Source organism: Haloarcula sp. KBTZ06, assembly GCF_048595605.1.
In the GTDB taxonomy this organism is placed as follows: domain Archaea; phylum Halobacteriota; class Halobacteria; order Halobacteriales; family Haloarculaceae; genus Haloarcula; species Haloarcula hispanica.
In genome coordinates, this window is record NZ_CP184337.1 from 3050599 (window position 1) to 3076306 (window position 25708).

32 protein-coding genes are annotated in these 25708 nt (G+C 65.3%); 17 read left to right on the forward strand and 15 right to left on the reverse strand.

All coding sequences use genetic code 11. The annotated features are described in order from the left end of the window. Positions 1 to 4 precede the first annotated feature (4 nt). The gene (locus ACNO8S_RS15895; protein WP_004960523.1) at positions 5 to 154 is read right to left on the reverse strand and encodes a 50S ribosomal protein L40e; all 150 of its coding nucleotides are present in this window, start codon (positions 152 to 154) and stop codon (positions 5 to 7) included. 126 nt (positions 155 to 280) lie between these two features. Between ACNO8S_RS15895 and ACNO8S_RS15900 the strand changes: the two genes are divergently transcribed. Continuing rightward, positions 281 to 1354: a hypothetical protein gene (locus tag ACNO8S_RS15900; protein ID WP_191450542.1), complete on the forward strand. Its 1074-nt coding sequence runs from the start codon at positions 281 to 283 to the stop codon at positions 1352 to 1354. Positions 1355 to 1523: 169 nt separating this feature from the next. On the opposite strand, the gene ACNO8S_RS15905 is transcribed toward ACNO8S_RS15900, so the two are convergent. Further along, positions 1524 to 2039 (reverse strand): DUF367 family protein, encoded by a 516-nt coding sequence (locus tag ACNO8S_RS15905; RefSeq protein ID WP_014039110.1) that lies wholly within the window; start codon positions 2037 to 2039, stop codon positions 1524 to 1526. A gap of 87 nt (positions 2040 to 2126) precedes the next feature. Between ACNO8S_RS15905 and ACNO8S_RS15910 the strand changes: the two genes are divergently transcribed. Both ACNO8S_RS15910 and ACNO8S_RS15915 read left to right on the forward strand, forming a co-directional pair. Continuing rightward, positions 2127 to 3863, forward strand: coding sequence for a redoxin domain-containing protein (locus tag ACNO8S_RS15910; protein WP_420182272.1), 1737 nt, complete (start codon positions 2127 to 2129; stop codon positions 3861 to 3863). Next, positions 3860 to 4237, forward strand: a complete 378-nt coding sequence (locus tag ACNO8S_RS15915; RefSeq protein ID WP_014039112.1) for a nuclear transport factor 2 family protein — start codon at positions 3860 to 3862, stop codon at positions 4235 to 4237. Before ACNO8S_RS15910 ends, ACNO8S_RS15915 begins: the two co-directional genes overlap by 4 nt. 27 nt (positions 4238 to 4264) lie before the next feature. On the opposite strand, the gene ACNO8S_RS15920 is transcribed toward ACNO8S_RS15915, so the two are convergent. The 3 genes from ACNO8S_RS15920 to ACNO8S_RS15930 all read right to left on the reverse strand — a co-directional run bounded on the left by ACNO8S_RS15920 (position 4265) and on the right by ACNO8S_RS15930 (position 6998). Beyond that, the gene (locus ACNO8S_RS15920; protein ID WP_420182273.1) at positions 4265 to 4975 is read right to left on the reverse strand and encodes a class I SAM-dependent DNA methyltransferase; all 711 of its coding nucleotides are present in this window, start codon (positions 4973 to 4975) and stop codon (positions 4265 to 4267) included. 111 nt (positions 4976 to 5086) lie between these two features. Beyond that, positions 5087 to 6469 carry a serine--tRNA ligase gene (gene serS / locus ACNO8S_RS15925; RefSeq protein WP_129755845.1) on the reverse strand — a complete coding sequence of 461 codons (1383 nt, stop codon included), beginning with the start codon at positions 6467 to 6469 and terminating at the stop codon, positions 5087 to 5089. A gap of 85 nt (positions 6470 to 6554) precedes the next feature. Continuing rightward, entirely contained in the window at positions 6555 to 6998 is a 444-nt protein-coding gene (locus ACNO8S_RS15930; protein WP_014039115.1) for a universal stress protein, read from the reverse strand. Positions 6999 to 7105: 107 nt separating this feature from the next. On the opposite strand from ACNO8S_RS15930, the gene ACNO8S_RS15935 reads away from it, so the two are divergent. Then, positions 7106 to 8014, forward strand: coding sequence for an MBL fold metallo-hydrolase (locus ACNO8S_RS15935; RefSeq protein WP_420182274.1), 909 nt, complete (start codon positions 7106 to 7108; stop codon positions 8012 to 8014). Positions 8015 to 8124: 110 nt separating this feature from the next. After that, a complete protein-coding gene (locus tag ACNO8S_RS15940; protein ID WP_129755847.1) occupies positions 8125 to 10029 on the forward strand; it encodes a cation:proton antiporter in 1905 nt (634 codons plus the stop codon). Here the strand turns inward: ACNO8S_RS15940 and ACNO8S_RS15945 are convergent. After that, positions 10026 to 10478 (reverse strand): PaaI family thioesterase, encoded by a 453-nt coding sequence (locus ACNO8S_RS15945; protein WP_050037338.1) that lies wholly within the window; start codon positions 10476 to 10478, stop codon positions 10026 to 10028. The genes ACNO8S_RS15940 and ACNO8S_RS15945 overlap by 4 nt on opposite strands. A 90-nt stretch (positions 10479 to 10568) precedes the next feature. Further along, entirely contained in the window at positions 10569 to 10715 is a 147-nt protein-coding gene (locus tag ACNO8S_RS15950; RefSeq protein WP_008307084.1) for a hypothetical protein, read from the reverse strand. Between the two features lie 246 nt (positions 10716 to 10961). Between ACNO8S_RS15950 and ACNO8S_RS15955 the strand changes: the two genes are divergently transcribed. Continuing rightward, a complete protein-coding gene (locus ACNO8S_RS15955; protein ID WP_014039119.1) occupies positions 10962 to 11429 on the forward strand; it encodes an NUDIX hydrolase in 468 nt (155 codons plus the stop codon). Positions 11430 to 11540: 111 nt separating this feature from the next. Here the strand turns inward: ACNO8S_RS15955 and ACNO8S_RS15960 are convergent, their stop codons facing one another. The 3 genes from ACNO8S_RS15960 to ACNO8S_RS15970 all read right to left on the reverse strand — a co-directional run bounded on the left by ACNO8S_RS15960 (position 11541) and on the right by ACNO8S_RS15970 (position 14922). After that, the gene (locus ACNO8S_RS15960) at positions 11541 to 12674 is read right to left on the reverse strand and encodes a thiolase family protein (RefSeq protein WP_023843054.1); all 1134 of its coding nucleotides are present in this window, start codon (positions 12672 to 12674) and stop codon (positions 11541 to 11543) included. A gap of 109 nt (positions 12675 to 12783) precedes the next feature. Continuing rightward, positions 12784 to 13254: a pyridoxamine 5'-phosphate oxidase family protein gene (locus ACNO8S_RS15965; RefSeq protein ID WP_014039121.1), complete on the reverse strand. Its 471-nt coding sequence runs from the start codon at positions 13252 to 13254 to the stop codon at positions 12784 to 12786. Between the two features lie 87 nt (positions 13255 to 13341). Beyond that, the gene (locus tag ACNO8S_RS15970) at positions 13342 to 14922 is read right to left on the reverse strand and encodes a DUF1508 domain-containing protein (protein WP_420182794.1); all 1581 of its coding nucleotides are present in this window, start codon (positions 14920 to 14922) and stop codon (positions 13342 to 13344) included. Positions 14923 to 15040: 118 nt separating this feature from the next. On the opposite strand from ACNO8S_RS15970, the gene ACNO8S_RS15975 reads away from it, so the two are divergent. From ACNO8S_RS15975 to ACNO8S_RS15990, 4 genes are all read left to right on the forward strand, one after another. Continuing rightward, the gene (locus ACNO8S_RS15975) at positions 15041 to 16390 is read left to right on the forward strand and encodes an ATP-binding protein (protein ID WP_008307079.1); all 1350 of its coding nucleotides are present in this window, start codon (positions 15041 to 15043) and stop codon (positions 16388 to 16390) included. A gap of 84 nt (positions 16391 to 16474) precedes the next feature. Beyond that, entirely contained in the window at positions 16475 to 16747 is a 273-nt protein-coding gene (locus ACNO8S_RS15980; protein WP_014039123.1) for a hypothetical protein, read from the forward strand. A gap of 44 nt (positions 16748 to 16791) precedes the next feature. Beyond that, on the forward strand, positions 16792 to 17667 hold the full coding sequence (locus ACNO8S_RS15985; RefSeq protein WP_420182275.1) for an MBL fold metallo-hydrolase: 876 nt from the start codon (positions 16792 to 16794) through the stop codon (positions 17665 to 17667). A 61-nt stretch (positions 17668 to 17728) separates the two neighbouring features. Next, on the forward strand, positions 17729 to 18025 hold the full coding sequence (locus tag ACNO8S_RS15990; RefSeq protein ID WP_014039125.1) for a hypothetical protein: 297 nt from the start codon (positions 17729 to 17731) through the stop codon (positions 18023 to 18025). Between the two features lie 19 nt (positions 18026 to 18044). Here ACNO8S_RS15990 and ACNO8S_RS15995 read toward each other — a convergent pair whose 3' ends face one another. The 3 genes from ACNO8S_RS15995 to ACNO8S_RS16005 form a co-directional block, all read right to left on the reverse strand. Then, positions 18045 to 18995 carry a DUF5787 family protein gene (locus ACNO8S_RS15995; protein WP_420182276.1) on the reverse strand — a complete coding sequence of 317 codons (951 nt, stop codon included), beginning with the start codon at positions 18993 to 18995 and terminating at the stop codon, positions 18045 to 18047. Between the two features lie 42 nt (positions 18996 to 19037). Then, on the reverse strand, positions 19038 to 19214 hold the full coding sequence (locus tag ACNO8S_RS16000) for a hypothetical protein (RefSeq protein ID WP_175055148.1): 177 nt from the start codon (positions 19212 to 19214) through the stop codon (positions 19038 to 19040). Positions 19215 to 19365: 151 nt separating this feature from the next. Beyond that, positions 19366 to 20253 carry a DUF7351 domain-containing protein gene (locus ACNO8S_RS16005; protein ID WP_420182277.1) on the reverse strand — a complete coding sequence of 296 codons (888 nt, stop codon included), beginning with the start codon at positions 20251 to 20253 and terminating at the stop codon, positions 19366 to 19368. A 357-nt stretch (positions 20254 to 20610) separates the two neighbouring features. Here ACNO8S_RS16005 and ACNO8S_RS16010 point away from each other — a divergent pair, with 357 nt between their 5' ends. Genes ACNO8S_RS16010 through ACNO8S_RS16030 form a run of 5 tightly spaced genes read left to right on the forward strand, consistent with a single transcriptional unit; the run spans position 20611 to position 23537 of the window. Then, on the forward strand, positions 20611 to 21840 hold the full coding sequence (locus ACNO8S_RS16010; protein WP_420182278.1) for a translation initiation factor IF-2 subunit gamma: 1230 nt from the start codon (positions 20611 to 20613) through the stop codon (positions 21838 to 21840). Further along, a complete protein-coding gene (locus tag ACNO8S_RS16015) occupies positions 21840 to 22217 on the forward strand; it encodes a hypothetical protein (RefSeq protein WP_004960452.1) in 378 nt (125 codons plus the stop codon). The genes ACNO8S_RS16010 and ACNO8S_RS16015 overlap by 1 nt, the downstream gene beginning before the upstream one ends. A 3-nt stretch (positions 22218 to 22220) precedes the next feature. Continuing rightward, complete coding sequence (locus ACNO8S_RS16020; protein WP_004516007.1) at positions 22221 to 22799, forward strand: DNA-directed RNA polymerase; 579 nt, start codon at positions 22221 to 22223, stop codon at positions 22797 to 22799. Next, entirely contained in the window at positions 22799 to 22996 is a 198-nt protein-coding gene (gene spt4, locus ACNO8S_RS16025) for a transcription elongation factor subunit Spt4 (protein ID WP_004960449.1), read from the forward strand. The genes ACNO8S_RS16020 and spt4 overlap by 1 nt, the downstream gene beginning before the upstream one ends. A 1-nt stretch (position 22997) precedes the next feature. Continuing rightward, complete coding sequence (locus ACNO8S_RS16030; protein WP_014039131.1) at positions 22998 to 23537, forward strand: GTP-dependent dephospho-CoA kinase family protein; 540 nt, start codon at positions 22998 to 23000, stop codon at positions 23535 to 23537. 28 nt (positions 23538 to 23565) lie between these two features. On the opposite strand, the gene ACNO8S_RS16035 is transcribed toward ACNO8S_RS16030, so the two are convergent. Both ACNO8S_RS16035 and ACNO8S_RS16040 read right to left on the reverse strand, forming a co-directional pair. Continuing rightward, positions 23566 to 23721: a rubrerythrin-like domain-containing protein gene (locus ACNO8S_RS16035; protein ID WP_151102751.1), complete on the reverse strand. Its 156-nt coding sequence runs from the start codon at positions 23719 to 23721 to the stop codon at positions 23566 to 23568. A gap of 89 nt (positions 23722 to 23810) precedes the next feature. Next, a complete protein-coding gene (locus ACNO8S_RS16040) occupies positions 23811 to 24842 on the reverse strand; it encodes a TIGR01177 family methyltransferase (protein WP_146417725.1) in 1032 nt (343 codons plus the stop codon). Between the two features lie 87 nt (positions 24843 to 24929). On the opposite strand from ACNO8S_RS16040, the gene ACNO8S_RS16045 reads away from it, so the two are divergent. After that, on the forward strand, positions 24930 to 25319 hold the full coding sequence (locus ACNO8S_RS16045) for a DUF7473 family protein (RefSeq protein WP_014039133.1): 390 nt from the start codon (positions 24930 to 24932) through the stop codon (positions 25317 to 25319). Positions 25320 to 25429: 110 nt separating this feature from the next. Continuing rightward, positions 25430 to 25684, forward strand: a complete 255-nt coding sequence (locus tag ACNO8S_RS16050; RefSeq protein WP_014039134.1) for a HalOD1 output domain-containing protein — start codon at positions 25430 to 25432, stop codon at positions 25682 to 25684. The last annotated feature ends 24 nt before the right edge of the window (positions 25685 to 25708 follow it).

Sequence of the window (25708 nt, forward strand, 5' to 3'; positions counted from 1 at the left end):
AAAATCAGGCGCTGCGGGTCTCTTTCGCCTTCGGACGCAGGTTGCCGTAGCCGCACTTCCGGCACTGCTGTGCGCGCTGTGGGTTCCGAGCGTTACACCGCATGCAGATCTGCTTGTTGAGGAGTCGGTCGGACGCAGTCTCGAAGCTAGCCATGCGCGCCTCTTTCCGGTGCGCGCGTTTAAGCTTTGAGTTTCGGTACGGGGAGCGGTGACCGTTCGAGCACGGGAATCGGACTCCGGACGTCGCCGGCTTTAGATGCCCGAACGGCGAAGCCAGGGTATGTACAATCAGGTCGCAGACCTGCCAGTTACCGTCGAGAACTGTGCGTTCGAGCGCCGAGAGCGGGCGACCTCCAGCGGGTTCGACCGGGTCACCACTGTTGTCCACCTCTCCGGTGCGGGTGAGACCGGAAGCGGCGAGGACGTGACGTACACGGCCGAGGCCCACGACGCGCTGCAGGACAGCGATACGTTGCAGGGTTCGGACTCCCCGCTGGCCGGCGAGTACACCGTCGACTCGTTTTCCGCGGCGCTGGAAGCGGCCGACCTGTGGCCCGCCCCTCCCGACCAGGAGCGCTTTCGCCACTACCGGCGCTGGGGGTTCGAGAGCGCGGCGCTAGACCTGGCGCTGAAACAGGCCGACACGGATCTCGGGACGGTGCTCGGCCGGCAGTACGACCCGGTGAACTTCGTCGTCTCGACGCGGCTCTCGAACGCGGACGACGACACACCACCGACGGCTGACAGACTGGCGATGCTGTGTGAGCGTTACGGCGACCTTTCGTTCAAACTCGACCCCACGCCGTCTTGGAGCGATGCCCTCGTCGACGCACTGACGGACTACGATGTTCGCGTGTTGGACCTGAAGGGGCTGTACGAGGGGACGGACGTCGACGTAGGGGCTGACCCCGAGTTCTACCGCCGCGTCGTCGCCGGCCTCCCCGACGCGCTGGTTGAGGACCCAGACCTGACCGACGCAACTCGGCCGGTTTTCGACGGCGAAGAAGCGCGCGTCACCTGGGACGTGCCTATCACCGGCGTCGAGAGCATCGAGGCGCTGCCGTTCGACCCGGCGTGGCTCAACATGAAACCGTCCCGTTGCGGGACCGTCGAGTCGGTGCTTGCGACCATCGACTACTGTGAGCAACACGGCATCGACCTGTACGGCGGCGGGCAGTTCGAACTCGGCGTCGGCCGCGACCACATCCAGGCGCTGGCGTCGCTGTGCTATCCTGACGGGCCGAACGACGTCGCGCCCGGCGGCTACAACGACCCCGACCCGGACGCGGAGCTGCCGACGAGTCCGCTTGCGCCACCCGACGCGCCGGTCGGCATCGGAACCGGGTTCTGGTAAACGCCCTTAGAAATGAAGCCGAAGCTACATTGTTGTCTGGAGGCTAACTATTGTCATGCGGTGCCAAGCCTGCGGAGAACGCATCGAAGATGTACTGGAGGCACACGCACGACGGGCCTGTCCACACTGTGATGCGCCGCTCCTCGATAAGCCAGCAACGCCCAAATGACTACTCCTCGGCGAGGTAGTCGTCCTGTACGTCGATGACGTCGCTCGAATCCTCGCAGTTCGCGTACCGCTCTAGCGGTTCCTCGTTCAGTTCAAGGAAGGTGTGGCCCCAGGAGAACGTCGAGAGGATTCGCTCGGCGTGGTCGCGCTCCCCGAGAATGGCGAGCGCACCGGCGAACGCTTCGACGGTATTTAGCTGGAACGCGGTCCCGTAGTTGACCGGATTGCCGGCGACGAGAAACGGGAGCGAGCGGTGCACCCCTTCGAGGTCGAACGCCTCCCGTTCGGCGGTCTCCCAGGAGCAGTCGAGCGCGACCAGTCGGCTGTGTCGAGCGCCGTCGCCGGCGGTCGGCCGGTCCGCTGGAGACAGCGCCTGCTCGGCGAAGGGGTTGAGCACGATGCCGGGCGGCGTCGACCGCGTCGCGCGGTGGAGTTCGGCCTCGTCCATCCGGGCCAGCTTCCGCGCGCTACATTTGTCGGGGTCGTCGTCACCCTCGTACCGGACGTGCAGTTCCACACGAGCGCTACTACGGTGGCGAATAAAAGCGACTCGTTCGGTGACACTGTGCAAACACTGTTATAGCCGGGCTTGGTTGTACAACGTGTGCTTTCAGAGGGGACGACGGCACCACTGTTCGAACTACCGGCGCTCGTCGATGACGACTGCCAGCGAGTCGGACTAGCCGACTATCTCGGCGAGGATGTGGTCATCCTCGCGTTCTATCCGGCGGATTTCAATCCGGCCTGTGACGAGACGTCCTGTGATCTGGACGAACTCGACCTCTTTACGATGCAGAAGGACGTGACTATCCTGGGTCTCAGCCCGGATTCGGTGTACAGCCACCGGGCCTTTGCCGACCGCTACGACCTGAACATCCCGCTGCTGTCCGACACCGACCACGATGTCGCCCGCGAGTATGGGCTCGACTTCGTGGACGACATCGGCCAGCAGCTCATCGAGCGCGCTGTCGTCGTCATCGACCACGACGGCGACGTGCAGTACGCCTGGAGTACCGACGACCTTCAGGAACTCCCCCGTGTCGGGGAGATCAAGGACGCTATCGCTGACACCGGTGGCGACGACACCGCGTTCGCCCGCTACCGCGTCGGCCACGCCCACTACACGGAGGGCCGGCGCGCGTTCACCTCGGCGATGGAGGCCTTCCGCGAGTCGGAGTGGATGGTCGCACAGGGCGACTTCCAGCAGGCACGCGACGAGTTCGCAGACGCCGAAGACCACTTCGACACCGCGGTCCGGTTCGTCGACGACGAATCCCTGAAACCGATCTACGAGGACGCAAAGACAAAGGCGAACTCGCTGTGGCAGGCCAGCGACTGGCTCACCCAGGCCGCCCGCGCCTACTCTAGCGGGAACGGAGCCGAGGGCCAGCAACTCCGGGACGACGCGGAGCGCCCGCTCGAAACTGCCCGTGGCTACGAGGAACCGCCCGACCCCGACGACCCGTGGCCGCCGGACCTGGAGACGCTGGAAAAGGAGGACGACGACGACCGGCCGGCGTTTCTCACACAGGAGGAGACGGCTGTGGACACCTCGCTCGACGTTGACATCGACGCGGAAGTCGAACGGACAGACGGCGAACTGTCGGAGACAGCATCGTCGGCTACCGAGTCGCTGGAGTCGACGCCGTCATCTGAAGCCGCCGATGCGGCCGACGACATACGAGACACAGCCGACGGACCGGCGGCAGAACCAGCCGAGGAGACGACACCAGCGGGGACAGCTGACCAGTCGACGAATCCGCCGCCTTCGACCGACGAACCGACTGCACCCGTAGACCAACCGTCAGCGTCGGAATCTGCGGCAACGTCGGCCGACGACGCGCCGCCGGAGTCAGTGTCGGTACCCGACGGAGAGGGTGATATATCGGACGTCGATGACGCCGATATCGAGGAGATACAGGCCGAACTGGCCGCCAGCGAAGCCGAGACCGAGCCGACGGACCCGCTGGAAGAGACTCCAACCGCGATGGTCGAAGAGCCGCCCGACACGGTCGGCAGCGCGGCCGACGAATCCTCGGCACAGGACGCACCGGACGACGACGCCTCGACACAGGACGCACCGGACGACGACGCCTCGACACAGGACGCACCGGACGGCGAGCAGTCGACTGCCGGCCCGTCGCCGGACGTCGCTGCCTCCGAGACAGAGACCGACGACGCAGTCGAACTGGACCTGGCCGACCCGATGGCCGACGACGGCGACACGGGAGCAGCGGTCGACCCCGAGCCGGACGACGGTTCGGTCCCGGAAACAGACGGTGAGACGGCCGACGGAGAGAGCGATAGAGACACCCCTGAGGAACCCGAATCAGGCCCGTGACGCGACCCGATCTCCGTCAGCGTACACGGGCCTACTACGACGCCATCGACGGCGACGACTACGACCAGTTGGCCTCGCTGCTCGCCCCGTCGTTCGTCCACGACCGCCCCGATCAGACTATCGAAGGCCGGGACCGGTTCGTACAGTTCATGCGTGAAGAGCGGCCCCAGACAGACACCACGCATCCGCTGGACGGCCTCTACTGTCGCCCGGACAGCGTAGCGGAGCCGGCCGACGGCGACGACACGGCGACGGCGGAAGTCGTCGCCCGCGGCCGCCTGCTCGATACCGACGGCGAGTGCATCGTCGGTTTCGTCGACGTGTTCACGTTCGCCGGGGACGATATCGAGCGCATCGAGACGTACACGCGCTGAGGCTTGACTGCTTTCGGATTTGCTGTGTCACTGTCCCGGCAGCGACAGCCGGACGCCGTAAGCCGACCCGTCGGTTTCGGTCCCGACGAACGTGTCCAGGGACCACGGTGTCTCCCGAACCGCGGCGCGGAACTGCGACGGCGTGACCAGCAGCAGGTCGGTCCACGGGCCGGCCAGCCTGTCGTACTCGACGCGGAAGGTGCGGTAGGCGACACCGGGCTGGGCGAGGTGGGCTGCGCCAGTCTCCGGGTCTGCCCGGTCGAGCGTGTCCACGTCGGCGACGAGACGGCCACCGGGCCGTGTCACCGCCGCCAGTTCGCTGAGCGTCGCCCGGAGGTCGGCCAGCGAACTGCCGAGGCCGAGTTGTTTGCCCAGGGCAACGACAGTATCGAACCCATTGCCCGGCGGCCGCCGGAGGTCGCCGACCACTGCATCCGTGACGCCGCGCTCGCTGGCGACCGCGACAGCCCCCGGACTCCGGTCGACCGCCAGCACGCTGTGGCCGCGCTCCTGCAGCGCGAGCGCGTGCCGGCCGACGCCACAGCCGGCGTCGAGGACCCGTCCAGTAACGTCCGAGAGCAGACGCTGTTCGATGGGATGCCACTCGGACGGCGGCTCGAAGTAGCCCGCAAGATGCGCCTCGGTCAAATCGCCGTCGTCGCGGCGATAGCGGGGCCGCTCGGCGAGGTCGTCGCGGTGGAAGTCCAGTACCATCTGCCCGAAAGCGTCGTCCGGCATACTTCGGCGGTGCTGACGAACGAATGTAATAGTGCATTAAAATATGGTGTCGTGTAACGCACCGCATACGGGAAAGCGGGACACCGGCCGAGCGCAACGGACCGCGGCGGCCTACTCTTTCTCGCCGGCTCCGACGGCGCTCTCGCCGATTTTCTCGGAGCCCTCGATAACTTCCTGGCCGCCCATGTACGGGCGGAGGGGTTCGGGAACGGTAATGGTGCCGTCGTCGTTCTGGTAGTACTCCATGATGGCGACGAGGACACGCGGGACTGCCAGACCAGAGCCATTCAGCGTGTGGAGGTAGTCGGCGGATTCGTGCCGTTCGGGACGGTAGCGAAGGCCGGCGCGGCGCGCCTGGAAGTCCTCGAAGTTCGACACCGAGGAGACTTCGAGCCAGCGGCCGCCGCGGTCGGGGCCGTCCGCCATGTCGTCGCCGGGGGCCCACACCTCGATGTCGTACTTCTTGGCCTGTGTAAAGCCCATGTCGCCGGTGCACATGTCAAGCACGCGGTAGGGAAGTTCGAGACGGTCCAGTACCTCGGCGGCCTCGTCCAGTAGGCTCTCCAGTCGGTCGTAGCTGTTCTCCGGCCGGACGAAGTTGACGAGTTCGACCTTGTGGAACTGGTGGACGCGGACGTAGCCTCGCGTTTCTGTCCCGTGTTCGCCGGCCTCGCGGCGGAAGTTCGGCGAGAACGCCTGGTGTTTGACCGGCAGGTCGTCGTCCAGCAGGATCTCGTCGCGGTACATGTTGGTGACCGGCACCTCCGCCGTCGGCAGGAGCCACAGGTCGTCGCTGTCGTAGTCGTCGTCCTGGCGCGCGCCGACGCGGTAGGCGTCCTCGTCGAATTTCGGGAGCTGGCCGGTCCCTTCCATCGAATCGGAGTTGACCGGAATCGGCGGGAGCACGTCGACGTACTCCTGTTCGCGGTGGACGTCCAGCATGAACTGGATGAGGGCGTGTTCCAGACGTGCCCCCTCGCCCTTGACGAACTGGTAGCCGCCGCCGGACACCTTCGCGCCGCGCTCGAAGTCGAGCAGGTCCAGCTCCTCGCCGAGGTCGTAATGCGGGACGACCTCGTCGGGCAGGTCCCGCAGGTCGTCGAACCCCTCGCGGTAGCGCTCGACGTTGTCTGCCTCGTCCTCGCCGGTCGGGACCGATTCGTGAGGGATGTTCGGCAGTTCCAGCAGGGCCTCCTCTAACTGGGACTCCAGTTCGTCGGCGCGCGCTTCGACCTCCTGCAACTCGTCTTTGAGTTCCTGCGAGCGGTCGATGGCTTCCTGTGCTTCTTCCTCCTTGCCGTCCTGTTTCAGCTGGCCAATCTTGCTCGACACCTCGTTGCGTTCTTGCCGGAGGCCGTCGCCTTCGGCTTTCAGTTCCCGCCACTCCTCGTCTATGTCGAGGATTTCGTCGAGGTCGACGCCCGTGACGCCCTTCCGCTCGATAGCGTCACGGACCGTCTCGGGGTGCTCCCGGACGAACTGTCTCGATAACATGGACGACGGTTCTCGGCGGCAGAAATTAGGCGTGTCGGTCCCGCGGTGGGGCTGCCCCCGACTGTCGACTTGTGCGTCTCCTCCGTTACGTTTCGCCGCCGACCTTGACCGCCAGTACCGGCACCGGCGAGGCCCGAACGACCGACTCGGTGACGCTGCCGATGAGTTCCTTGGACGGCCCGGTCCGCCCCTCCGTCGCCATCACGACGACGTCGATGTCGTTGCGCTCGACGTAGTCTACGACTTCCTCGTGGGGGACGCCCTGTTCGACCGCTGTGGTCACGGTGTCGATGCCGGCGTCTTCGGCCTGCGCGCGCAGGTCGTCGACGGCCTGCTGGCCGGCGTCAGCGAGGCGGTCGAAGATGCTGCTGTCCTCGAAATCGGGAATCTGTTCGACTACCTGTTCGGTTTCGAGGACGTGCAGCGCGTGCAGACTCGCATCGTGGCGCTGTGCGAGGTCGATAGCGTGTTCGGCCGCAGTTACGGACCCCTCGGAGCCGTCGGTCGGAACGAGTACGGCGTCGTACATACAGTGGTGTTTCTGATTCCGGGTAAATGGCTTTGCCCTTCCTGACTATCGGTTGTCAAGACGGCCACAGCACAACGGTTTTGCCCCCGCCGGTCACGAGGAAGTGTATGGGAATCGGTGACGTTTACGAGGTGACGGTCGGGGACTGCACAGACGTCCACTACGTCGACACCGGGATGTACGACGTAGCCGAGTACGGCTCCGTTTACATCATCGACGCCGAGCGGCCGGCGCTGGTCGACACCGGCATCGGCGCGCACCACGAGAACATCCTTTCAGCGATGGAGTCAGTCGGTATCGCGCCCGAGGATCTGGAGGTCATCGCGGCGACGCACGTCCATCTGGACCACGCCGGCGGGGCCGGCTACCTCGTCGAGGACTGTCCGAACGCGACGGTGTACGTCCACGAGTCCGGGAAGCGACACCTCGTCGACCCCCAGCGGCTCTGGGAGGGGACCAAACACGCCGTCGGCGACCAGATCGAGTACTACGGCAAGCCGATCCCAGTCGCCGAGGACCGAATCGAGACGCTAACCGACGGCGACGTGATCGACCTGGGCGATCACTCGCTGGACGTCATGCACGCGCCGGGCCATGCCCCACACCAGGTCGTCTTCTACGACCCCGTCGTCGACGGTGTGTTCACCGCCGACGCCGCCGGTATCTACACGCCGGCGACCGACGAGATGCACGTCACGACGCCGCCGGTCAACTTCACGCTGGAGGGGGCCCTCGACGACGTGGCGATGTTACAGGACCTCGACCCGGACATCCTCATGTTCGGCCACTACGGCCCGGCCGAAACCGGCGACAAACTGGAGACCTACGCCGAGATCCTGCCCGAGTGGGTTGCCGAAGTCGAGCGCAAGCGCGAGGAACTCGACGACGACGAGGCGGTCATCGACTACTTCGTCAAACGGGCCGACACCGATACCTGGGGCGAGCGCAAGGGCCGCGCCGAGATGCGGCTGAACGTCCGCGGCGTCCTCGTGGCTCTCGACAACCGCGAAGAATAGCCAGCGTCACATCGGCCGTGGACTGGGCTCCCGATAGAGCCTTCGTGTGCCGTTGAGTGAGTGCGTTTATACGAGGCCGATACGTTAGGCTGGACAGATGGAGGCCAACTGTGGCTGGTAGTTCGGGGATACTGATTCCGCTTGTCGCCGGCATCATCGGACTTGGCGTCCTTGCACAGGTCCTCGCCGCGCGCCTGCGGGTGCCCAGTATCATCTTCTATTTACTGGTCGGTGTCATCATCGGCCAGCCCGGACTGGGCATCATCGGTGACGGCACCTTCGGCGGGGCGCTGTCCGCCATCGTCGGCTTAGCGGTCGCAATCATCGTCTTCGAGGGGGCCTACCACCTCCGGTTCGACCGTCTGCGTGAAGCCCCGGCTGCGACGTTCAGACTCGTTACCGTCGGTGCGGCTATCGCACTGGTGGGTACCGCTATCGCCGTCAAGTTCGCGTTCAACTCCGCGGCCGTCTCCTGGAACCTCGCGTTCCTGATCGGTGCGCTGCTGGTCGCAACCGGGCCGACGGTCATCACGCCGATCCTCAACGTCGTTCCGGTTCGGGACCGCGTCGCGGCCGCGCTGGAGACGGAGGGGATCGTCAACGACGTGACCGCGGCGATCATCGCCGTCGTCATCTTCGAGACGGTCAATCCGGCGGCGTCGAGCGAGGGGCTGTTGCGGGCGTTCGCGCTTCGATTGGGGACGGGGCTACTCGTTGGTCTCCTCGTCGCTGGCGTAGTGTACTACCTCCTCCAGTACGTCGACCTCTCGCCCGGTGACGCGCCGCGGAACTCCCGACTGCTCGTGCTCGCCGGGGCGCTCATCGCCTACGCGGGTGCGAACACGATAGCGACCGAGGCCGGCGTCGCCGCCGCCGCGACGGCGGGGATGGCGCTCGGGAACGTCGACCACCCCTACGAGGAAGACATCGAGGAGTTCAAGGGCGACATCACGCTGCTGGTGCTGTCGTTCGTGTTCATCGCGCTGGCGGCCCAGTTGGAGCTCGCGTCACTCATCGACGTCGGACTGTCTGGCATTATCGTCGTTCTCGCCGTCGCGCTGGTCATCCGGCCGTTGCTGGTGTTCGTCTCGGCCGTCGGTGACCGGTTTACGACCAACGAGAAACTGTTCGTCAGCTTCGTCGGCCCGCGCGGTATTATTCCGGCATCTGTCGCCACGCTGTTTGCCGTTGAACTGAACGCCGCGGCCGAGGAGGTCACCGGGGCACAGGCCGAACTACTGGGGACGCAGGCGGATATCTTGCTGGGCACCGTCTTCCTTGTCATCTTTGCGACCGCCCTGTTTGAGGGCGGACTGGCGCGATTCATCGCGGAAAAACTGGATGTGATACCAATGCGAGTCATCATCGTCGGCGGCGGACAGGTGGGCCGAGCGCTCGCCGCACGCCTCGAAGACCGGGGCGAGAACGTCGTCATCATCGAGCAGGAAGAAGAGAGCGTCGAACGAGCCCGCAACGAGGGGTACGCCGTCGAGATCGGCGATGGCACCGACACCGATATGTTGCGGTCGGCCGGTGCGGACAACGCCAAGACCGTCGTCGCGGCGACCGGCGACGACGACGCGAACCTGCTGGTGTCACAGCTTGCGAGTTCGAAGTTCGGCGTCGACCGGGTCATCGCCCGCGCGAACAACCCGGACAACGTCGAGGCCTTCGAGGACCTCGGCGTTCGGACCATCTCCTCGGCGATGGCGACGGCCTGGGCCATCGACAACCAGATCGAGCGCCCGGCCATCGCCCACTGGATGACCGACATCGGTCGCAGCGGGGATGTCCAGGAAGTCGAAGTCAAGAACCCGGACCTCATCGGCAAGCCGATCAGTGAGGTCGGGCCGATGCTGCCCGACGCCTGTCTGGTCGCGCTCGTCAGCGGTGAGCTCCACGAGAATGCCGAAGTACCCACGGCCGACTACGTCCTCGAAGAGGGCGACATGGTGACGCTGCTGGGCCGTCGGGAGTCCGTCCGCGACGGGATGAAAATGGTCAGTGGCGACTAGTCGTCGGTAAGCCGTGTAACGTCTGACTCGTCGACGCCTTCTGTCCACGGCGACTCGCCGCGGTCGCCGTCCGTCTTGTACGTGCCGCGAGCGCTCGCGATGTGATGGCCATCGGTGTCGTACACTTCTGCGTCGACGACGGAGACGCTCCCGCCGCTCCGGATCACCTCCGCCTCAGTCCGCAAATCGGCGGTTGCGGGCGCGAGGTAATCGATCCGCATGTCGACCGTCGGCGAGACGGTGCCGGATTGCGAGACGACGGCCGCCCCGCCGACGGTATCGACGAGCGAGTACGTGACGCCGCCGTGTGCGATTATCGATTCGGGGTTCGAGGAGTGACCGTCCTCCAACGGGAGTTCGCCTGCCGCATAGCCGTCCTCGACGGCAGTTATTTCCATCCCTAACTGCTTGACAAACGGGATGTCGTTGAACATCGATTGGAGACTCATGGCTACCTCCAGGGAACCGAGTCTGATAAGTCTCCGAGAACGAACAACAACGGGTCAGGTGTGGTCGGTTCTACAGAACACGGCTTCCTGTCAGTCGCCCGCGACCGCTCCGTCCACGCTCTCTTCGTCCTCCGTGGCTTCTTCGGGGAGTAGATGCTCCGGGCGACGCAGGTAGCTCGGTTTCTGTGCGAACGCTTCGATTCGCTCCCACTCCTCAGGTGTGATGTGACCGTCCATACACAGTCCTCATGGTTGACACAACTTTAATCCTCGCAATCTAGATTAAAATTAACACTCACTACCCGGAACTGCCACCATCACAGTGCGTATCCGCTACCGAGAATGACGGCGTCAGTGTACTGTGGTGCGCCGCTACCGGCGTACTGCGCCCGCTCACTCCTCTTCTCAGCCATCCGGTGTCCTAATATGATTTTAGGCAGATATGTGGGTAGTACTATATGTCTGCTGTCGCTACCGGATAGTATGCAACCACAGCGGGCGACGTACGTGAAGAAGGCCTGCGCCTACATCACCAGAAACGGATCGGAACTCCTGGTGTTCGACGGACCGGGCCACGACGGGCTACAGATACCGAAGGGAACCGTCGAACCGGGCGAAAAACCGCGGGTCGCCGTACAACGGGAAGCCGTCGAGGAGAGCGGTCTCGCCTCCTTCGAGCGCCTGCAACACATCGCCACCGACGTCTGGACGCGTCGTGAATCACCCCCGAAGCGGTACGTGCGGTCGTTCTACCACCTTCCCGTCCACGAGTCCCGTGATCACTGGGTGCACACTGTCACCGGCACGGGCGAGGAGCGCGGCGCGGAGTTCGAATTCTCGTGGGTCGATCTCCCGACCGACGCCACCTTCGCGCTCGACCTCGACGACTACATCCACTCACTGACGAGTCCCGCCGAGGCGGCGACAGCCGGCGACGTGGCTGCCGATTAGCGACTGTCTTCTCTCGACTCTCGCTCGCGCGAGCGCCTCGACGTTCGCAAATAACGCACTCGAAAACGACGTACTGCGGTAAAATCCCGAAACTGCGCCGATAGCACCCAGTCAGGGCAGTCGGAACTCGATTGCCGCACCCTGGCCGAAGCCGACACACTCCGTCGCCAGGCCGAGCTCCGCGTCGCGGCGGTTCATCTCGTGGACGAGCGTCACCGGAAGGCGCGCGCCGGAGGCCCCGAGCGGGTGGCCGATGGCGATTGCGCCGCCGTTGACGTTGTAGATGTCGTCGTCGAAGCCGAGTTCGCGCTGGCAGTACAGGCACTGGGAGGCGAAGGCCTCGTTGAGTTCCACCAGGTCGTAGTCGTCCGTCTCACGGTCGGTGCGCTCGGTGAGTTTCCGGACAGCGGGGACCGGGCCGATACCCATCACGGTCGGGTCGACGCCGGCGACTTCGTGGGAACCGATCTCCGCCAGGATGTCGAGCCCGCGGTCTTCTGCGAACTCGCGCGACGTGACCATCAGCCCCGCCGCGCCGTCGGAAACCTGCGAGGCGTTGCCGGGTGTGACTGACCCGTCCGACTTGAACACTGTCGGTAGCTGGGACAGCTTTTCGAGCGTGGTGTCCGGGCGGATACCCTCGTCTGCTTCGAGCTGGCCGTCCTCGGTATCGATTGGGACGATTTCGTCGTCGAAGCGACCGGACTCCGTCGCGTCGGCGGCGCGCTGGTGGCTCCGGAGCGCGTACTCGTCCTGTTCCTGTCGGGCGACCTCCATCTCGCTGGCGACCTTCTCGGCGGTCATTCCCATCTGAAGCTCGCCGATATTGTAGTGCTCGGCCAGTCGCGGATGGACGTTGTGGGTGTTCTCGTCCATCTGCACGCGGGACATCGACTCGACGCCGCCGGCGATGAGCACGTCGCGCTGGCCGGCCGCGATGGCGTCGGCGGCCCGCATCAGCGCTTCGGCGGAAGACGCACACCAGCGGTTGATGGTCGATGCGGGGACGCTCTCGCCGAGGTCCGACAACAGCGCGATGACGCGAGCCATGTTGTTGCCCTGTTCCCCGCGCTGCTGGGCACAGCCCCACAGCAGGTCGTCAACGTCCTCGGCCTCGACGCCGGTCGACGCGAGCAACTGATTGATGAGCGGCACCGAGAGGTCTTCGCTCCGGACGCCGGCGAGTGCGCCGTCCTCCTTTCCCTGTGGCGTTCTGACTGCATCCACGATGACAGGTGTGGGCATGGACAACGGAACGTCTCGGCCTGTGTTAAAACCTGACAAACTCTACACAGTGGGGGAACCGTTGTCTCCGACCGGGCCAACCGCTCCCCGAAACAGTCGGACAGTGGGCTCACTCCTGTTCGAACGCCGGCGGCAGACCGGCGTGTCTGAGCCCCTCCTTCTCGTCGATGTGGAACCGATAGACTGCGATGTCGCCGTCCTCGATAGCGTCCTCGAGCAGTTCCGGCCGCCACGCCGTATCGAGCACGTCTGCGAGTTCGTCCCACTCGGACTCGGGGACGGCCTCGATGCCGCCCTGCAGCAGGACGCTCTCCCAGTGGAACATCGATTCGACCTTGTACACGAGCACGGCCGCGTCCGCTGCCGCCTCGGTCAACTGTTGTTTGCGACTTGCCGACCCACCGATGAAGGTGAAATACAGCGAGCGGTCACCGTCGTACCCGAACGACAGGGGGATCATGTACGGTCCGTTCCCGGTCGGCAGGCCCAGCACGCCGACCCGCTGGTTCGACAGAAACGCCGCGATGTTGCTGTCGTCCATGCGCGTGAGTCCGGCCGCTTCGAGGGTATCTATTGTCATATAGGTGTAACTTCAACTGAAACCTGTTTAATTAATTCGGCTATTCTTCGCTACGGAGAATTGCCCGCCCGGGCGTCTCGGTCGCCGCTACCCTTCCTGTGTTGCACCGGGGGCGTGGCGCTTGATTCGCTCGATGGCAGCGACGGCTTTGTTGCGCTCGGCGTACCCCTCGCCGGAGTCAGCGATGATTTCGCCGTTGCGGTGGCGGAGTCGCCAGCGCCACTCCTCGCCTCTGTCCTCGTACACCTCGAAGGCCGCGCTCCCGATCTCCAGTAGGTCGGCGTCGGCGGCGTAGGACTGGACCCGCTCGACGGCATCCATGGCTTTCGACCGATTTGCGTACCCCTCGCCGGAGTCGGCGACGAGTTCGCCGTTGGCCGCACGCAACCGCCAGCGCCACTCCTCGGCGTTGTCCTGATACACCTCGAAGCCGTCGTCGACCTCGGAGTCGGGCGCGAGTTCGCCGACGCGGCGGGCCGCCCGCCGGGCGTTCGACCGGGAACTGTACCCCTCGCCGCTGTCGGCGAGAATGTTGCCGTTGCGGTGGAGCAAGCGCCAGCGGAACTCCCCGGCGGCGTCGGCGTACACCTCGTACGCCACGGGGTCGATCTTGAGATAGGCCGCACCGGGGACGTACGCGCGGACGCTCTCCAGCGCCCGTCGAACGTTCGACTTCGAGGCGTACCCCTCGCCGCTGTCGGCAAGGATGTTGCCGTTGTCGTGGCGCAAGCGCCAGCGGAACTCCCCGGCCGAATCCTCGAACGATTCGAACGTCGCGTCGCTTTCGGGAGCCGGCACGACCGGCACGTCCTCGGCGGTGTCGTCCTCGGTCGCGTCCTCGAAGAAGACGACGGCTCCGCCGGCGGCGTTGGACTGGACGCTGCGGAGCCCCTGCATCGCCTTCTGGCGCGACGAATAGCCCTGTGCGCTGTCGGCGATGATATTGGAGTTCCGGTGGCGGAGCCGCCAGCGGTACTTGCCCGCCGAGTCCTCGAACAGTTCGAACGTCGCCTTGCTGTCCATCGCAGCCGCGATGGTGCCGTGGGCCGCGGCGAGTTCCGCCTCGGTAGCTTCTGTGACCGTCGCCATCTCCTCGCGGGCGGCCTCGCTGGTCGCCAACTTCTCGGCCAGCGTGTCGCGCTCGCGGCTCGCTCGGTCAGCGGCCTGGGACTGCTGTGTCGCTTCCTGGGACGCCTGGTCGGCGTCCTGTGTGGCTTGCTCGGCCACTTCGGTTGCTTCTTGTGCCGTCCGCACGGCCTCGTCGTACGCTTCCTTCCGCCCGGTCAGCAGCGGGGAGACAACCGCGCCGACCGCCATCAGGCCGAGGCCGACGATGTACAGCGTCACCGCCGGGTTCCCCTCGGGGCCGGTCCAGTTCGATGGATAGAACGTGGTGAACCACACCATCGCGACCAGTCCGATTACGGCACCGAGATAGGTGAGTATCAGCCCACGCCGTGTCAGCGGCAGTCTGATTGTCGGTCCCGCAAACAGCAGTATGAGCCCGATAGCTCCCAGCAGATAGCCGAACTGCCGGGGCGTGCTCCGCGATGCTGTCAGGTAAAACAGAAGGAGGCCGACGATACCGAGCACGATGCCGATGACGAACAGCCAGTAGCCGTAGGCCTCGTCGTCGGTCGTCGGCTCGCCGATGCGGTTCCGATACACGCTGATTAATGTGTTATCAGTTGCCACGTTGGGAGTACACAGAGGGGGTATATTACCTTGGTGTCGGACACCGGGGCTTCGAGTGACTTATACCGGTTGCGTGGTAACATCAGTGGGAATGAGCAATCCGGAACTGGATGTCGTTGAGTTTCTGCTGACGGCCACTATCTACAGCGAGCGGCGGGACCTGGAGCCGGACGACCTGCCGGCCTCGTACCGCTCCGTCTTCTGGAGCGACGGCGAGATCGAACGGCCGCTATCGGTCACCAACACGACCGCGAGCGAGGCCACCGGCGTCGAGCGGCCCTGGGCGGCCATCTCCGGCCTGATGTTCACCGACCGCGACGACTTCTCGGGGAGCATCTCCATGACGGACCGCGACCTCGCCGAGGAGTGGTTCCTCGAACGGGTTGACGCCGCGGCCCTCGAAGACAATCCGGTCCTGGCGAAAGCCTTCGAGGACCAGGTCGAGGGCGCTGACTACGAGCGGGCCCGCGAGCAGAACCGACCGTCGCGCGCCGACCGCGCGTTCATCGACGCCAAACTGGAGGAGGCGTTCGACACCGACGACGAGGACGACGAGGAGATGCTGGACCTCGTGGACGTTCGCGCCCCCGAAGAGGTGGAGATGACCCTGGCCGACCTGGTGTTGACCACCGACCAGGAAGACGAGATACAGAAAATCGTCAAAGCCATCGAGCACCGCGACTACCTCGCCCGCATCGGCCTGCGAGAGATCGGGAAACTGCTGTTCGTCGGTCCGCCGGGGACCGGCAAGACCAGCGTCGCCCGGGCGCTGGCCCACGACCTCGACCTCCCGTTCGTCGAAGTGAAGCTGTCGATGATTACCAGCCAGTACCTCGGCGAGACGGCCAAGAACGTCGAGAAGGTGTTCGAGGTCGCCAAGCGGCTCTCGCCGTGTATCCTCTTCATGGACGAGTTCGACTTCGTCGCCAAGACCCGGTCCTCCGACGAACACGCCGCCATCAAGCGCGCTGTCAACACCCTGCTCAAGAGCATTGACGAGATATCCTTGATTCAGGACGAGGTGCTGCTCATCGGCGCGACGAACCACCCGGACCAGCTCGACGCCGCCGCCTGGCGGCGCTTCGACGAGATCGTGAACTTCCCCAAGCCGGACCACGGGATGCGCGCGGACATCCTCCGTATCGTCACCCAGCAGATGGAGATCGACGACTTCGACCCCGAGACGCTGGCGGAGCTAACCGAGGGACTGACCGGCAGCGACCTCCGGCTCGTGCTCCGTGAGGCCGTCCTCAACGCCCTGACCGAGGAGCGGACCACGCTGACCCAGCAGGACCTTGAAGACGCCATCATCGACTTCGAGGAGCGGGACAACCTCAAGAACATGGACATGATGGACGGCGACGCCGACGCGCTGGTCGCCGGGAGCGGCGGCTTCTCCGGCGACGGTGGCAGCGACCACGACCACGATCACGACCACTGAGCGGCGGATCACCCGTTCGAGCGCCGGCTCTGGCCGTCGTTATGAGCGATTTACTTATCAGTACAGGAACCATTCCCTGTAGCCATGGCTGACGATGACGTGTTCACCGAGACAGACGACCCCGCGGAATCGTGGGTCGACGTTCGCATGACTGACCCCGATGAAGGCGAGTGGGATGTAGACGTAGTTATCGCTGAAAAGCAAGTCGAGTACGTCGACCTACGTATCCGACCGGCACTGCTCGAAGGGTTCCTCGACTGCCTGTTCGACGACCTTTCCGACGAGCGCGCCCAGTCCCTGCTGGCGGCGACGCTGGAGCGACAGGACGTCGACCCGTCGGACCTCGCTGGCGAGTAACGAAAGCGAGGGGCTTAGGCGAGTCGCTCCCTGAAGGGACAGTAATGGAGGTCACGCTGCTTGGAACCGGCGACACGACGGGGACGCCGACCGTCCAGTGCGACTGTGACACCTGTGAACGGGCGCGCGACCCCGACGAGGAACTCCGGGCCCGCGTCCGCGAGCGCGGCATCGACCCAACGGGCGGCGTCGAGCGGTCGCGCTTCTCCGTCGCCGTGGCGAACGACGAAACCGGGGAGTCGCTACTCATCGATCTGAGCCCCGATTTCCGCCACCAGTTCCTCCGCGAAGGGGTCCCGCTGCCGGACGCGGCTATCGTCACGCACGTCCACTTCGACCATCTCGACGGTCTCGGGAACGCCTATCGCCTGTTCGACGAGCTGCCGGTCCACGCCGCCGACGAGACCGACCCGGTGACCGGCGAGAGTGTCGCAGAGGGCGTCCGGTGCCGCTATGACTACCTCGATACGGTGTCTGTCCACGCACAGACGCCGTTCGAGCCGTTCATCGTCGCCGGCTTCGAGGTGACGCTCGTCCCGGTCACGCACCCGCCGCTGCTGTGCTACGGCCTGCGAATCGAGGAACCACAGACCGGCGCGGTGCTGTCGATCTCCGGCGACACCTGCTACGACGTGCCCGACCGCTCGAAATCAGTGCTGACCGGGGCCGACCTCGCGCTCGTCGAGGGCATCGTCCATCCGGAAGCCTGCGAGTACCACCCCAAGGGCGGCACGCACCACGACGAGGATGGCGTCCCGCGGACGTTCGGCACGAAACACATGACCCTGCCCGGCGCGCGGGACTTCGCCGCCGACATCGAGGCCGACGACTACCGCATCGTCCACACCGCACATTACGTCCCCGCGGACAGGGCCTTCGCCGATGACATCGGTCTCGACGGCGAGCGGTTCACGCTCTAATGGCCGTTCGGCTCCGTGAAACAGGGCGTAGCTTATAGGTACTGGCGGATAATGCCGCTATATGGACAGGCGCGGCATCGCGGAGGTCGGTGGGCTGTCGCTGGCCGGCGGTGTCCTCGCAACCGCCGCCCAGCAGGGCCTCGTGGGTGGTATCGACTGGGTGCTGGTGGTGGGACTGGTGGCCTGTATTGGTATCGCGGCCGCGGCAAACTATCAGGCCAGAACGAAACACGCGGCGCAGGTCGCAACTGAGGCCCCCGAAGTGACAGAAGACAACTACGAACAGCACGGCCGTCCGACAGCCGGCGACGGCGGCGTCCCGCCCGATAACGCGCCGTCAAGCGACGACACCCGGTAGCGGTGACAACTTCTCGTGGCTATCCGAACCGATCCAGTCCCGACTGGCGACGCCTGCGCCCGTCGGGGTCTGCCCGCCACGGCGTCCGCTCGGCCCGGAGTGAGTCGCCGTCGACGGCCGGCGGGTCGGCTGCCTCGTACCCACCACAGTCCGGGCCGCAGTCGTCGCTTTCGCGGACAGCGCGCCCTTTCCACTGACAGTACGGAATCCCGTCGCTGTCGGGCGAACAGCGCTCACACGTCGGGTAGTCGAAACTCCGCCACCCCTTGCCGTAGGCTCGCTCGGCCAGTTTTCGACGGGCACGGGCCTTTTCAGCGGAATCGACGATCCGCACGTCCGTCCGGACCGGCCCCTCCTCCAGCAGTTCGACGCCGGCATCGTCGGTCGGCAGTGGTGTCGCCTCCCGACGGACGTCTATGGTTCCGCTGTCGGGGTCGAACCGCCAGACGCCGACTCCCTCGGGAATCCGGTTGAGGTGCGCGCCGGTGACGTAAGAGGCCGTCGCCAGTACGACGCGGTCGGCGAGCGCGAGCGACACGTCGGTCCGCAACTGGGATTCCAGGTCGCCGGGCCGCCCGAGGTCCGGCTTGTTTTCGATGGCGACGATTCCGTCGAACCAGTCGGGGTACCGCGTCGTTTGTCGGACGTACGTCCGGCCGCCGCGGCGCTCGCGCTCGAAGAATCCACGCTCGGCCGCCAGTTCGACGGCCCGTTCGGCGCGGTCGGGGTGGCAGTCGAAGGCGTCTTTCCAGTACCGCGCCCGGCCCGGCCCGACGTTGCTTTCGATGGCCGCTGTCGGCAACCGTTCGGGAGTGATGGCCGCCCGCTCATCGAACTCGGGCCCCGGCTTGACGACGACAGTGTCGAGGACGCGCCGGCCGTGGACCGCGCCACCGAGTTGGCGGCTCACTAGACGGCCCTCGCGTTCGAGGTGGGCACACAGCGCCAGTTCGAAGTCGAACTCCCGCACGACCGGACGGAGGGCTGGGACGGGCAAAAGCCCCGCGCCCGGTTACCGCCTAGCGACGAAGAGACAGGCCAGCGCCGCCAGTCCGAGAAGTGGACTCAGTGAGAGTATCGCCAGAAGGCCGAGATACACAGTCAGCACTCCGAGGAGGGAACGAACGGTCAGCGGCGGATACGTCGGTCTATACAGTTCGGGGTCGGTGTACGGTGCAGGCTGGTACATTACAGTGAAACGATGGTCCAGAAACGCGATAAGAATAATCTGAATGATATTTCTGCGGGAGGCGCGTACCGGCGCTCTCCTGCAGACGATTTCAGTCAGCGGGAAAATAGCTCGCTGGGCACAGCCCCGACCGTATATCCGGCGAATCGGCTCAGTGCCCGCAGGCCTGCCGCTCGAACTCGACTGGCTGGAGGTCCCTGTCCAGATAGGCGGTCAGTTCCGCCTCGGCCAGCGGAATCCGGACCGCGAGCCGCCACGGGTCGGTGCCTTCGACGGTCGTGTACTGGTCGTCGACACACCAGGGGAGCGTCCAGTAGGGGCGACTCGACAGGTCGACGCCGTGGTCGTCGTAGAACGCCGCGACGCGGGAGTCGTCCAGTAGTGTCAGCCCGACGGGCGAACAGAGTTCGTGTCGACACTGTTCACAGACGAACTCGGCGCGGACCGACACGTCGAGACAGCAGTCGCCATCGCGAGATATCTCCGTCTCCATCCGCCCGGCGCAGTCGGGGCAGACGCCGTCAGCGGCCAGACAGTGGAGGTGGCGCACCCGCTCGGCGAAGGCCGTCGCGACTTCCGCCGGCGTCCGGTCGACCAGGCCACCCGGCGGGAACGGGTACTCGCCGTGGGCCTTCCCGCAGTCCTCGCAGTCGATGGCGAACTGCTCGTCGGCGTACTCGGCCAGCAGACCGCCGCCACACCGCGTACAGGCCCCGGTCACCGGGAACGGGTCGATATCGGGCGTCCGCGTGAACGTTCCTGCCCGCACCGCGCGGATGACCTGCGCCCCGGCGTGCCGGAGGTCGTATCCGTCCACTCCCTGGCTGACGAACTGGCCGGTGAGCTCCTGCAGGTGATAGTTGAACTGCCCGCTGTCGGCCAGTTCTACGGCATCGAACAGTTCCGAGAAGCGAACCGGCCGGTCCTCAGCGCGCCACAGCGCCTCTAGGATGTCCAGGCGCGTCTCGCTCGCGATGACCGAGAACGCCGTCGCCGGGTCGATGTCGGCATCAGTTTCGGGGGACTCATCGACTCGCATCGTGCGTGAACTTGTCCCCGTGGGAACAAAAGCGTTCACAGAAACACAGTTACGTAACACTGCTGACGAGAGCGGGCTGTAGCCGCACTCACCTCAGCGGCGGACTCTCACTCACCAAACCGGAGCTATCGCAACGGCGACTGCCGGCGTGACATCCGACTCGTACAGCTTGTCGCTCGCACCAACCGACAGGGGTCGCGTCGCTATATCGAGGGCGATACCGAGCAATATGGTGACGTTGCCGCCGTCAGCAGAGACCAAACCGGCGATTGAACCGGGTTCGGCGGGGGTGCTCCGGGCGCAAACAGTAGGTTTATCAGTTGCACGCGGCGAAACTCCACCAAGATTACTCTCGAAATGACATCGAACAAACAACCGGAGGTGAACATCGGACTCGTCGGGCACGTCGACCACGGAAAGACGACGCTCGTACAGGCGCTGTCCGGCGAATGGACCGACCAGCACTCCGAGGAGATGAAGCGCGGTATCTCTATCCGACTCGGCTACGCCGACGCGACGTTCCGTCGCTGTCCGGAGGCCGAGGAGCCGGAGGCCTTTACCGTCGACGAGCACTGCGACGACCACGACGTCGACACCGACCACCTCCGGACGGTGTCGTTCGTGGACGCACCCGGCCACGAGACGCTGATGGCCACCATGCTGTCCGGCGCGGCCATCATGGACGGGGCCGTTCTCGTCATCTCGGCGACTGAGCCTGTCCCGCAGGCCCAGACCGAGGAGCACCTGAGCGCGCTCGATATCATCGGTATCGACAATATCGTCATCGCCCAGAACAAGGTTGACCTTGTCGACGAGGAGCGGGCGATGCAGAACTACGAGCAGATTCAGGAGTTCGTCGAGGGCACCGTCGCCGAAGGCGCACCGGTTGTCCCCATCAGCGCGGGCCAGGAGGCCAACATCGACCTGCTTATCGAGGCTGTCCAGTCTGAGATTCCGACGCCGGAACGGGACCCGGACGAGGACGCCCGCATGATGGTCGCACGCTCGTTCGACATCAACCGTCCCGGTACAACCTGGGACGACCTGATGGGCGGCGTGCTTGGCGGGTCGCTCGTTGGCGGCCAACTGGACGCCGACGACGAGATCGAACTCCGTCCCGGCCGCGAGGTCGAGGAAGGCGGCCAGACGGAGTGGCAGCCCGTGAAGACGACGGTCCGATCGCTACAGTCCGGCGGCGACTTCGTGGACACGGTCACGCCGGGTGGCCTGCTCGGCGTCGGGACCGGTCTCGACCCCGCCATCACGAAAGGCGACGCCCTCGCCGGCCAGGTCGCCGGGCCGCCCGGGAGCCTCCCGCCGGTCCACGAGACGTTCACGATGGACGTCGACCTGCTGGAACGCATCGTCGGCGACGACGGCGGCGAAGTCGACGAGATTTCGACCGGCGAACCGCTGATGCTGACTATCGGTACCGCCACCACAGTCGGTTCGGTCACAAGCGCGCGCGACGAGGAATGTGAAGTCGCGCTCAAGCGCCCGGTCTGTGCGGCCTCGGGCTCGAAGATCGCCATCAACCGCCGTGTCGGCGCTCGGTGGCGGCTCATCGGTGTCGGCACGCTGCGGTGATGATTGTGCTGGACACGAACGCACTGATGATGCCGGTCGAATGCAACGTACGGCTGTTCGAGGAACTCGATAGGGTGCTGCCGGACGCGACGGACTACGTCGCGCCCGCTGCCGTCCGCGACGAACTGGCGAAACTGGCCGACGGGGCCGGTGCGGAAGCGACGGCCGCCTCTGTCGGGCAGGACCTGCTCGACCGGTGTGCGATTCGGGAGACGACGGCGGACTACGCGGACGACGCCGTCCTCGAACTGGCACAGACAGACGATGCGACACACGCGGTCACGAACGACAAGCCCCTCAAACGACGCCTGCTGGACGCGGGCGTTCCAGTAATTAGTTTAAGGGGCCGGAACAAACTGGGTATCACTCAACCATAACACATGTATAAACGGGTACGCCTACGCGATACGGTCGAAGTCCCGCCACGCTTTCTGGCGGAGGTCAGTCCGGGGCTGGTCAAACGGCTCCTGCAAGAGAAGCTCGAAGGTCGAATGGACGAGGACGTCGGCAGCGTCGTCTCCGTCATCGAGGTCCACGACATCGGCACCGGCGCTGTGTTGCCGAACAAGCCCGGCGTCTACTACGAGGCCGAGTTCGACGCGCTCACGTTCGACCCGCAGATGCAGGAAGTGGTCGACGGCGAGGTCGTCGAGGTCGTCAACTTCGGGGCCTTCATCGGCATCGGGCCGGTCGATGGCCTGCTGCACGTCTCCCAGATATCCGACGAGTATCTGGCCTACGACGAGGAGAACCAGCAACTCGCCTCACGGGAGTCCAACCGGACGCTCACCGTCGGCGACGCTGTCCGGGCGCGCATCGTCACCAAGAGCATCGACGAGCGCAACCCGCGGGACTCCAAGATCGGCCTGACAGCGAAACAGGTCGGCCTGGGCAAGCACGGCTGGCTTCAGGAGGAGCGCGAGCGCCGCGAAGGCACGGCGGAAGCCGGTGATAGCTGATGGCGGACCGACTCGTCTGTCGCGACTGTCACCGCGTCCAGAGCGCGGAGATCGAAAGCCAGTGTGAGGCCTGCGGCGGCACCGCACTGACCGAGGACTGGGCCGGCTACGTCGTCATCGCCCACCCGGAGCGCTCCGACATCGCTGAGGAGATGGAAGTGACCGAGCCGGGCAAGTACGCGCTGAAAGTCCGCTAACGTGTCCGACGTCGTTCTCGAACTCCCGAGTGACTTGCGGCACGAGCTGAAAGAGCCGCTCGGACGGATTTATACCGATACAGCGGCGCTGCTGGCCGACGCCGGTGACCCCATCATCGCCGTTGGCGATATGGTCACGTACCACCTCATCGAGGCCGGACGGGTGCCCGACCTCGCGCTGGTCGACGAACGGACCAAGCGCTCGGCCGTCGACGCGGACGTGTCGGCGGCTATCGACGGGTTTGACCGGAAGCGAGACGTGTCAAACCCGGCCGCGACGCTCACCGCCGAACTGCTTGCTGCGCTCAGGGACGGTATCGACAGCGGCGAGACGACACTTCTCGATGTCGACGGCGAGGAGGACCTCGCCACGCTCCCCGCAGTGCTCGCCGCACCTGCCGGTGCCAGCGTCGTGTACGGCCAGCCGGACGAAGGGATGGTGCTGGCAGACTGTGACGCCGAAGCCCGGGACCGGGTCCGGTCGCTGCTGGAGCGGATGGACGGTGACGCCGAGCGGGCGATTGCGCTCGTGTCGGAGTAACCGGCGAGAAAACGGGACGCGACTGGTCTTATTCCGGCCGTGGAACGCTGAGGTTCTGCATATCTGTTTCACAGCGGTCGCAGGTGACTGTCGAGCGCTCGCTACAGAGGCGCTTTCCGCAGTCCGGGCATTCGAATAACTGTTCGTCGTCGTCGCACGGGGCGGGGTCTGACCACGTCGGCATACTTGGTACTAATTAGCATTTGTCATGGCATAAACCTTGCTCATACCGCAATAAATCACAACGCATGTCCAGAGAAGGTGGACGTATGTTCACTCAAGAACGTGGACGTGTCTGACAAGTGAACGGTGGACTCGCCGCTGGAAGTAGTCGGTGACAGTCCAGCCTGCGCCGGTCCCTGCCTCGCGCCAGTCGCGGTCGGCGACCAGCACGCACCGTCCTGCGACGCGGTCGGCTTCGCCGAGTGCACCGGAAACGAGGGGGGCGAGTTCGCCCTCGATACGGGACTGGCGGCCGTAGGGGGCGTCGAAGACGACGGCGTCGACGGCGTCGTCGGCAACCGGTAGTTTGGACGCATCGGAGCGGAACACCCCCCAGTCGCCCGGGTCGGGATAGGCGTCCCTGTTGGGATGGCCGTTGCCGTCGAGCGCGTAGCTCAGGTTCTCGCGCGTCCCCGAGACCATCTTTTCCTGTGCGTCGCCGCCGACCACGTCGGCCCCGACCAGCCCCGCCTCTAGCAGGAGGCCGCCGGTGCCACACATCGGGTCCAGTATCGTTGCGTCCGGGCCGGCTCCGGCGATATTGACCAGCGCGCGGGCTTCGAGCGGGTCCATGCTGCCGGGCTGGAAGAACGGGCGGTCTGTCGGCTGTCGGCCGCCGAAGTCCCGCACGCTCTCGGCGGTAAGCCAGCCCAGCGCACAGCAGGCCTCGCCGGTCCCGCCCTCCTCGTCGCCGTCGGGGTCTGAGAGATAGGCATAGAGGACGTGGTCGGGGTCGTCGAGGTCGACGGGAAAGCCGCGGTCGGTCAGCACCCCGCCCAGCGTCCGCTCAGCCTGTTGTGTGTCGATGCCAGTGCTCGCTCGCACGTCGACCGCTCGCACGGCGACGCTCCCCTCGCGGTCGATGGTCGCGGCCGACAGCAGCGCGGCGGCGCTTTCGATGTCGGGGTCCGCGGTTCCGATCAGGTCACAGGCCCGGTGGGTGAACGCGAGGTGGCGAACACGGTCGCTGATGCCCCGTGCCGTCGCTAGTCCGGGCGCGAGGGTGTCGACGGCGCTCGCGGCGCTTGCTGCCTCCCGCCGCGCGAACGCGTCGTCCTGCCCGCCGAGTTCGAGGACGTACACGCCCGAGCGGTGTGGCCGAGCGGCTATGAGCGTGCCGGTCGCGCCCGGGAACAAAACGCACAAGCGAGCGGCCGCCGAACCTCGAGTATGCTCCAGTCCGGGTTCTCTAGCCTGACCGGTGGCGGTATCCTCGCCGTCCTCGTTACCGTTCTCGTCACCTGGCTCTTCTACGCCGTCACGCTCCACCTGGCCGCGACGTTTTTCATTGGCGACGTGCCCAGCCAGCTCGCGGCCAAAGCCGCCACCGCACCGGCGGTCGTCTCGCTGATCCTCCAGCGCTGGGGGGTCGAGTCCGGCGTCGTCTCGGCGGATCTGGGCGTGCTGGTCGTCCTCGTGCTCACAATGCTGGCCGACGGTATCGCGATTAGTACCACGTACCGGCTCTCGACCCGCTCGACAGCCCCGCTCGTGGCGCTGCACCTGGCCTTCGCAGCCGTCCTCGGGTTCGCGCTGAACAACATCTTCAGCTTCGTGTAACCCCCGTTGAGTCCTTGTTGGCGGGCTGTCCGATGTTTCACCCGGATAATAAACAACATGCAGAACGTGAAAACCAGAACTAATTAGATATTTTGAATTATAGGATTAGTATGATTAAACGCGAGGTTCGTTCCGCTGAATCGGTAAGCGAAGCGGTCGTCCTGGCTGTGAGTATCGCTGAGGATTGCCATCCACGAGCGCTCCCCTCACTGTACGGCGTTGTCAATCCCGAATCACTGAATGACTTGTTCAGACAGGACAGCAAACGTGAGACGCCCGAAACCGATTCTATCTCGTTTCGGTTCAGCGAGTCTCTCGTCACGGTCGACGCCGATGAGTGTATCAAAGTCGAGTACGCTCCGTGAGCGCGTGAGAAACAGCACGAGCAA

What these genes read in the sequence shown, in the direction of transcription:
- ACNO8S_RS15935 (WP_420182274.1), top strand. Translation starts at nt 7,106, where the DNA reads ATGGGAATCGGTGACGTTTACGAGGTGACGGTCGGGGACTGCACAGAC.
- serS (WP_129755845.1), bottom strand. Translation starts at nt 6,469, where the DNA reads ATGTTATCGAGACAGTTCGTCCGGGAGCACCCCGAGACGGTCCGTGAC.
- ACNO8S_RS15945 (WP_050037338.1), bottom strand. Translation starts at nt 10,478, where the DNA reads ATGAGTCTCCAATCGATGTTCAACGACATCCCGTTTGTCAAGCAGTTA.
- ACNO8S_RS15955 (WP_014039119.1), top strand. Translation starts at nt 10,962, where the DNA reads ATGCAACCACAGCGGGCGACGTACGTGAAGAAGGCCTGCGCCTACATC.
- ACNO8S_RS16035 (WP_151102751.1), bottom strand. Translation starts at nt 23,721, where the DNA reads ATGCCGACGTGGTCAGACCCCGCCCCGTGCGACGACGACGAACAGTTA.
- ACNO8S_RS16020 (WP_004516007.1), top strand. Translation starts at nt 22,221, where the DNA reads ATGTATAAACGGGTACGCCTACGCGATACGGTCGAAGTCCCGCCACGC.
- ACNO8S_RS16010 (WP_420182278.1), top strand. Translation starts at nt 20,611, where the DNA reads ATGACATCGAACAAACAACCGGAGGTGAACATCGGACTCGTCGGGCAC.
- spt4 (WP_004960449.1), top strand. Translation starts at nt 22,799, where the DNA reads ATGGCGGACCGACTCGTCTGTCGCGACTGTCACCGCGTCCAGAGCGCG.
- ACNO8S_RS15990 (WP_014039125.1), top strand. Translation starts at nt 17,729, where the DNA reads ATGGACAGGCGCGGCATCGCGGAGGTCGGTGGGCTGTCGCTGGCCGGC.
- ACNO8S_RS16015 (WP_004960452.1), top strand. Translation starts at nt 21,840, where the DNA reads ATGATTGTGCTGGACACGAACGCACTGATGATGCCGGTCGAATGCAAC.
- ACNO8S_RS15980 (WP_014039123.1), top strand. Translation starts at nt 16,475, where the DNA reads ATGGCTGACGATGACGTGTTCACCGAGACAGACGACCCCGCGGAATCG.
- ACNO8S_RS15895 (WP_004960523.1), bottom strand. Translation starts at nt 154, where the DNA reads ATGGCTAGCTTCGAGACTGCGTCCGACCGACTCCTCAACAAGCAGATC.
- ACNO8S_RS16000 (WP_175055148.1), bottom strand. Translation starts at nt 19,214, where the DNA reads ATGTACCAGCCTGCACCGTACACCGACCCCGAACTGTATAGACCGACG.
- ACNO8S_RS15930 (WP_014039115.1), bottom strand. Translation starts at nt 6,998, where the DNA reads ATGTACGACGCCGTACTCGTTCCGACCGACGGCTCCGAGGGGTCCGTA.
- ACNO8S_RS16045 (WP_014039133.1), top strand. Translation starts at nt 24,930, where the DNA reads ATGCTCCAGTCCGGGTTCTCTAGCCTGACCGGTGGCGGTATCCTCGCC.
- ACNO8S_RS15965 (WP_014039121.1), bottom strand. Translation starts at nt 13,254, where the DNA reads ATGACAATAGATACCCTCGAAGCGGCCGGACTCACGCGCATGGACGAC.
- ACNO8S_RS16005 (WP_420182277.1), bottom strand. Translation starts at nt 20,253, where the DNA reads ATGCGAGTCGATGAGTCCCCCGAAACTGATGCCGACATCGACCCGGCG.
- ACNO8S_RS15920 (WP_420182273.1), bottom strand. Translation starts at nt 4,975, where the DNA reads ATGCCGGACGACGCTTTCGGGCAGATGGTACTGGACTTCCACCGCGAC.
- ACNO8S_RS15975 (WP_008307079.1), top strand. Translation starts at nt 15,041, where the DNA reads ATGAGCAATCCGGAACTGGATGTCGTTGAGTTTCTGCTGACGGCCACT.
- ACNO8S_RS15900 (WP_191450542.1), top strand. Translation starts at nt 281, where the DNA reads ATGTACAATCAGGTCGCAGACCTGCCAGTTACCGTCGAGAACTGTGCG.
- ACNO8S_RS16050 (WP_014039134.1), top strand. Translation starts at nt 25,430, where the DNA reads ATGATTAAACGCGAGGTTCGTTCCGCTGAATCGGTAAGCGAAGCGGTC.
- ACNO8S_RS15950 (WP_008307084.1), bottom strand. Translation starts at nt 10,715, where the DNA reads ATGGACGGTCACATCACACCTGAGGAGTGGGAGCGAATCGAAGCGTTC.
- ACNO8S_RS15960 (WP_023843054.1), bottom strand. Translation starts at nt 12,674, where the DNA reads ATGCCCACACCTGTCATCGTGGATGCAGTCAGAACGCCACAGGGAAAG.
- ACNO8S_RS15985 (WP_420182275.1), top strand. Translation starts at nt 16,792, where the DNA reads ATGGAGGTCACGCTGCTTGGAACCGGCGACACGACGGGGACGCCGACC.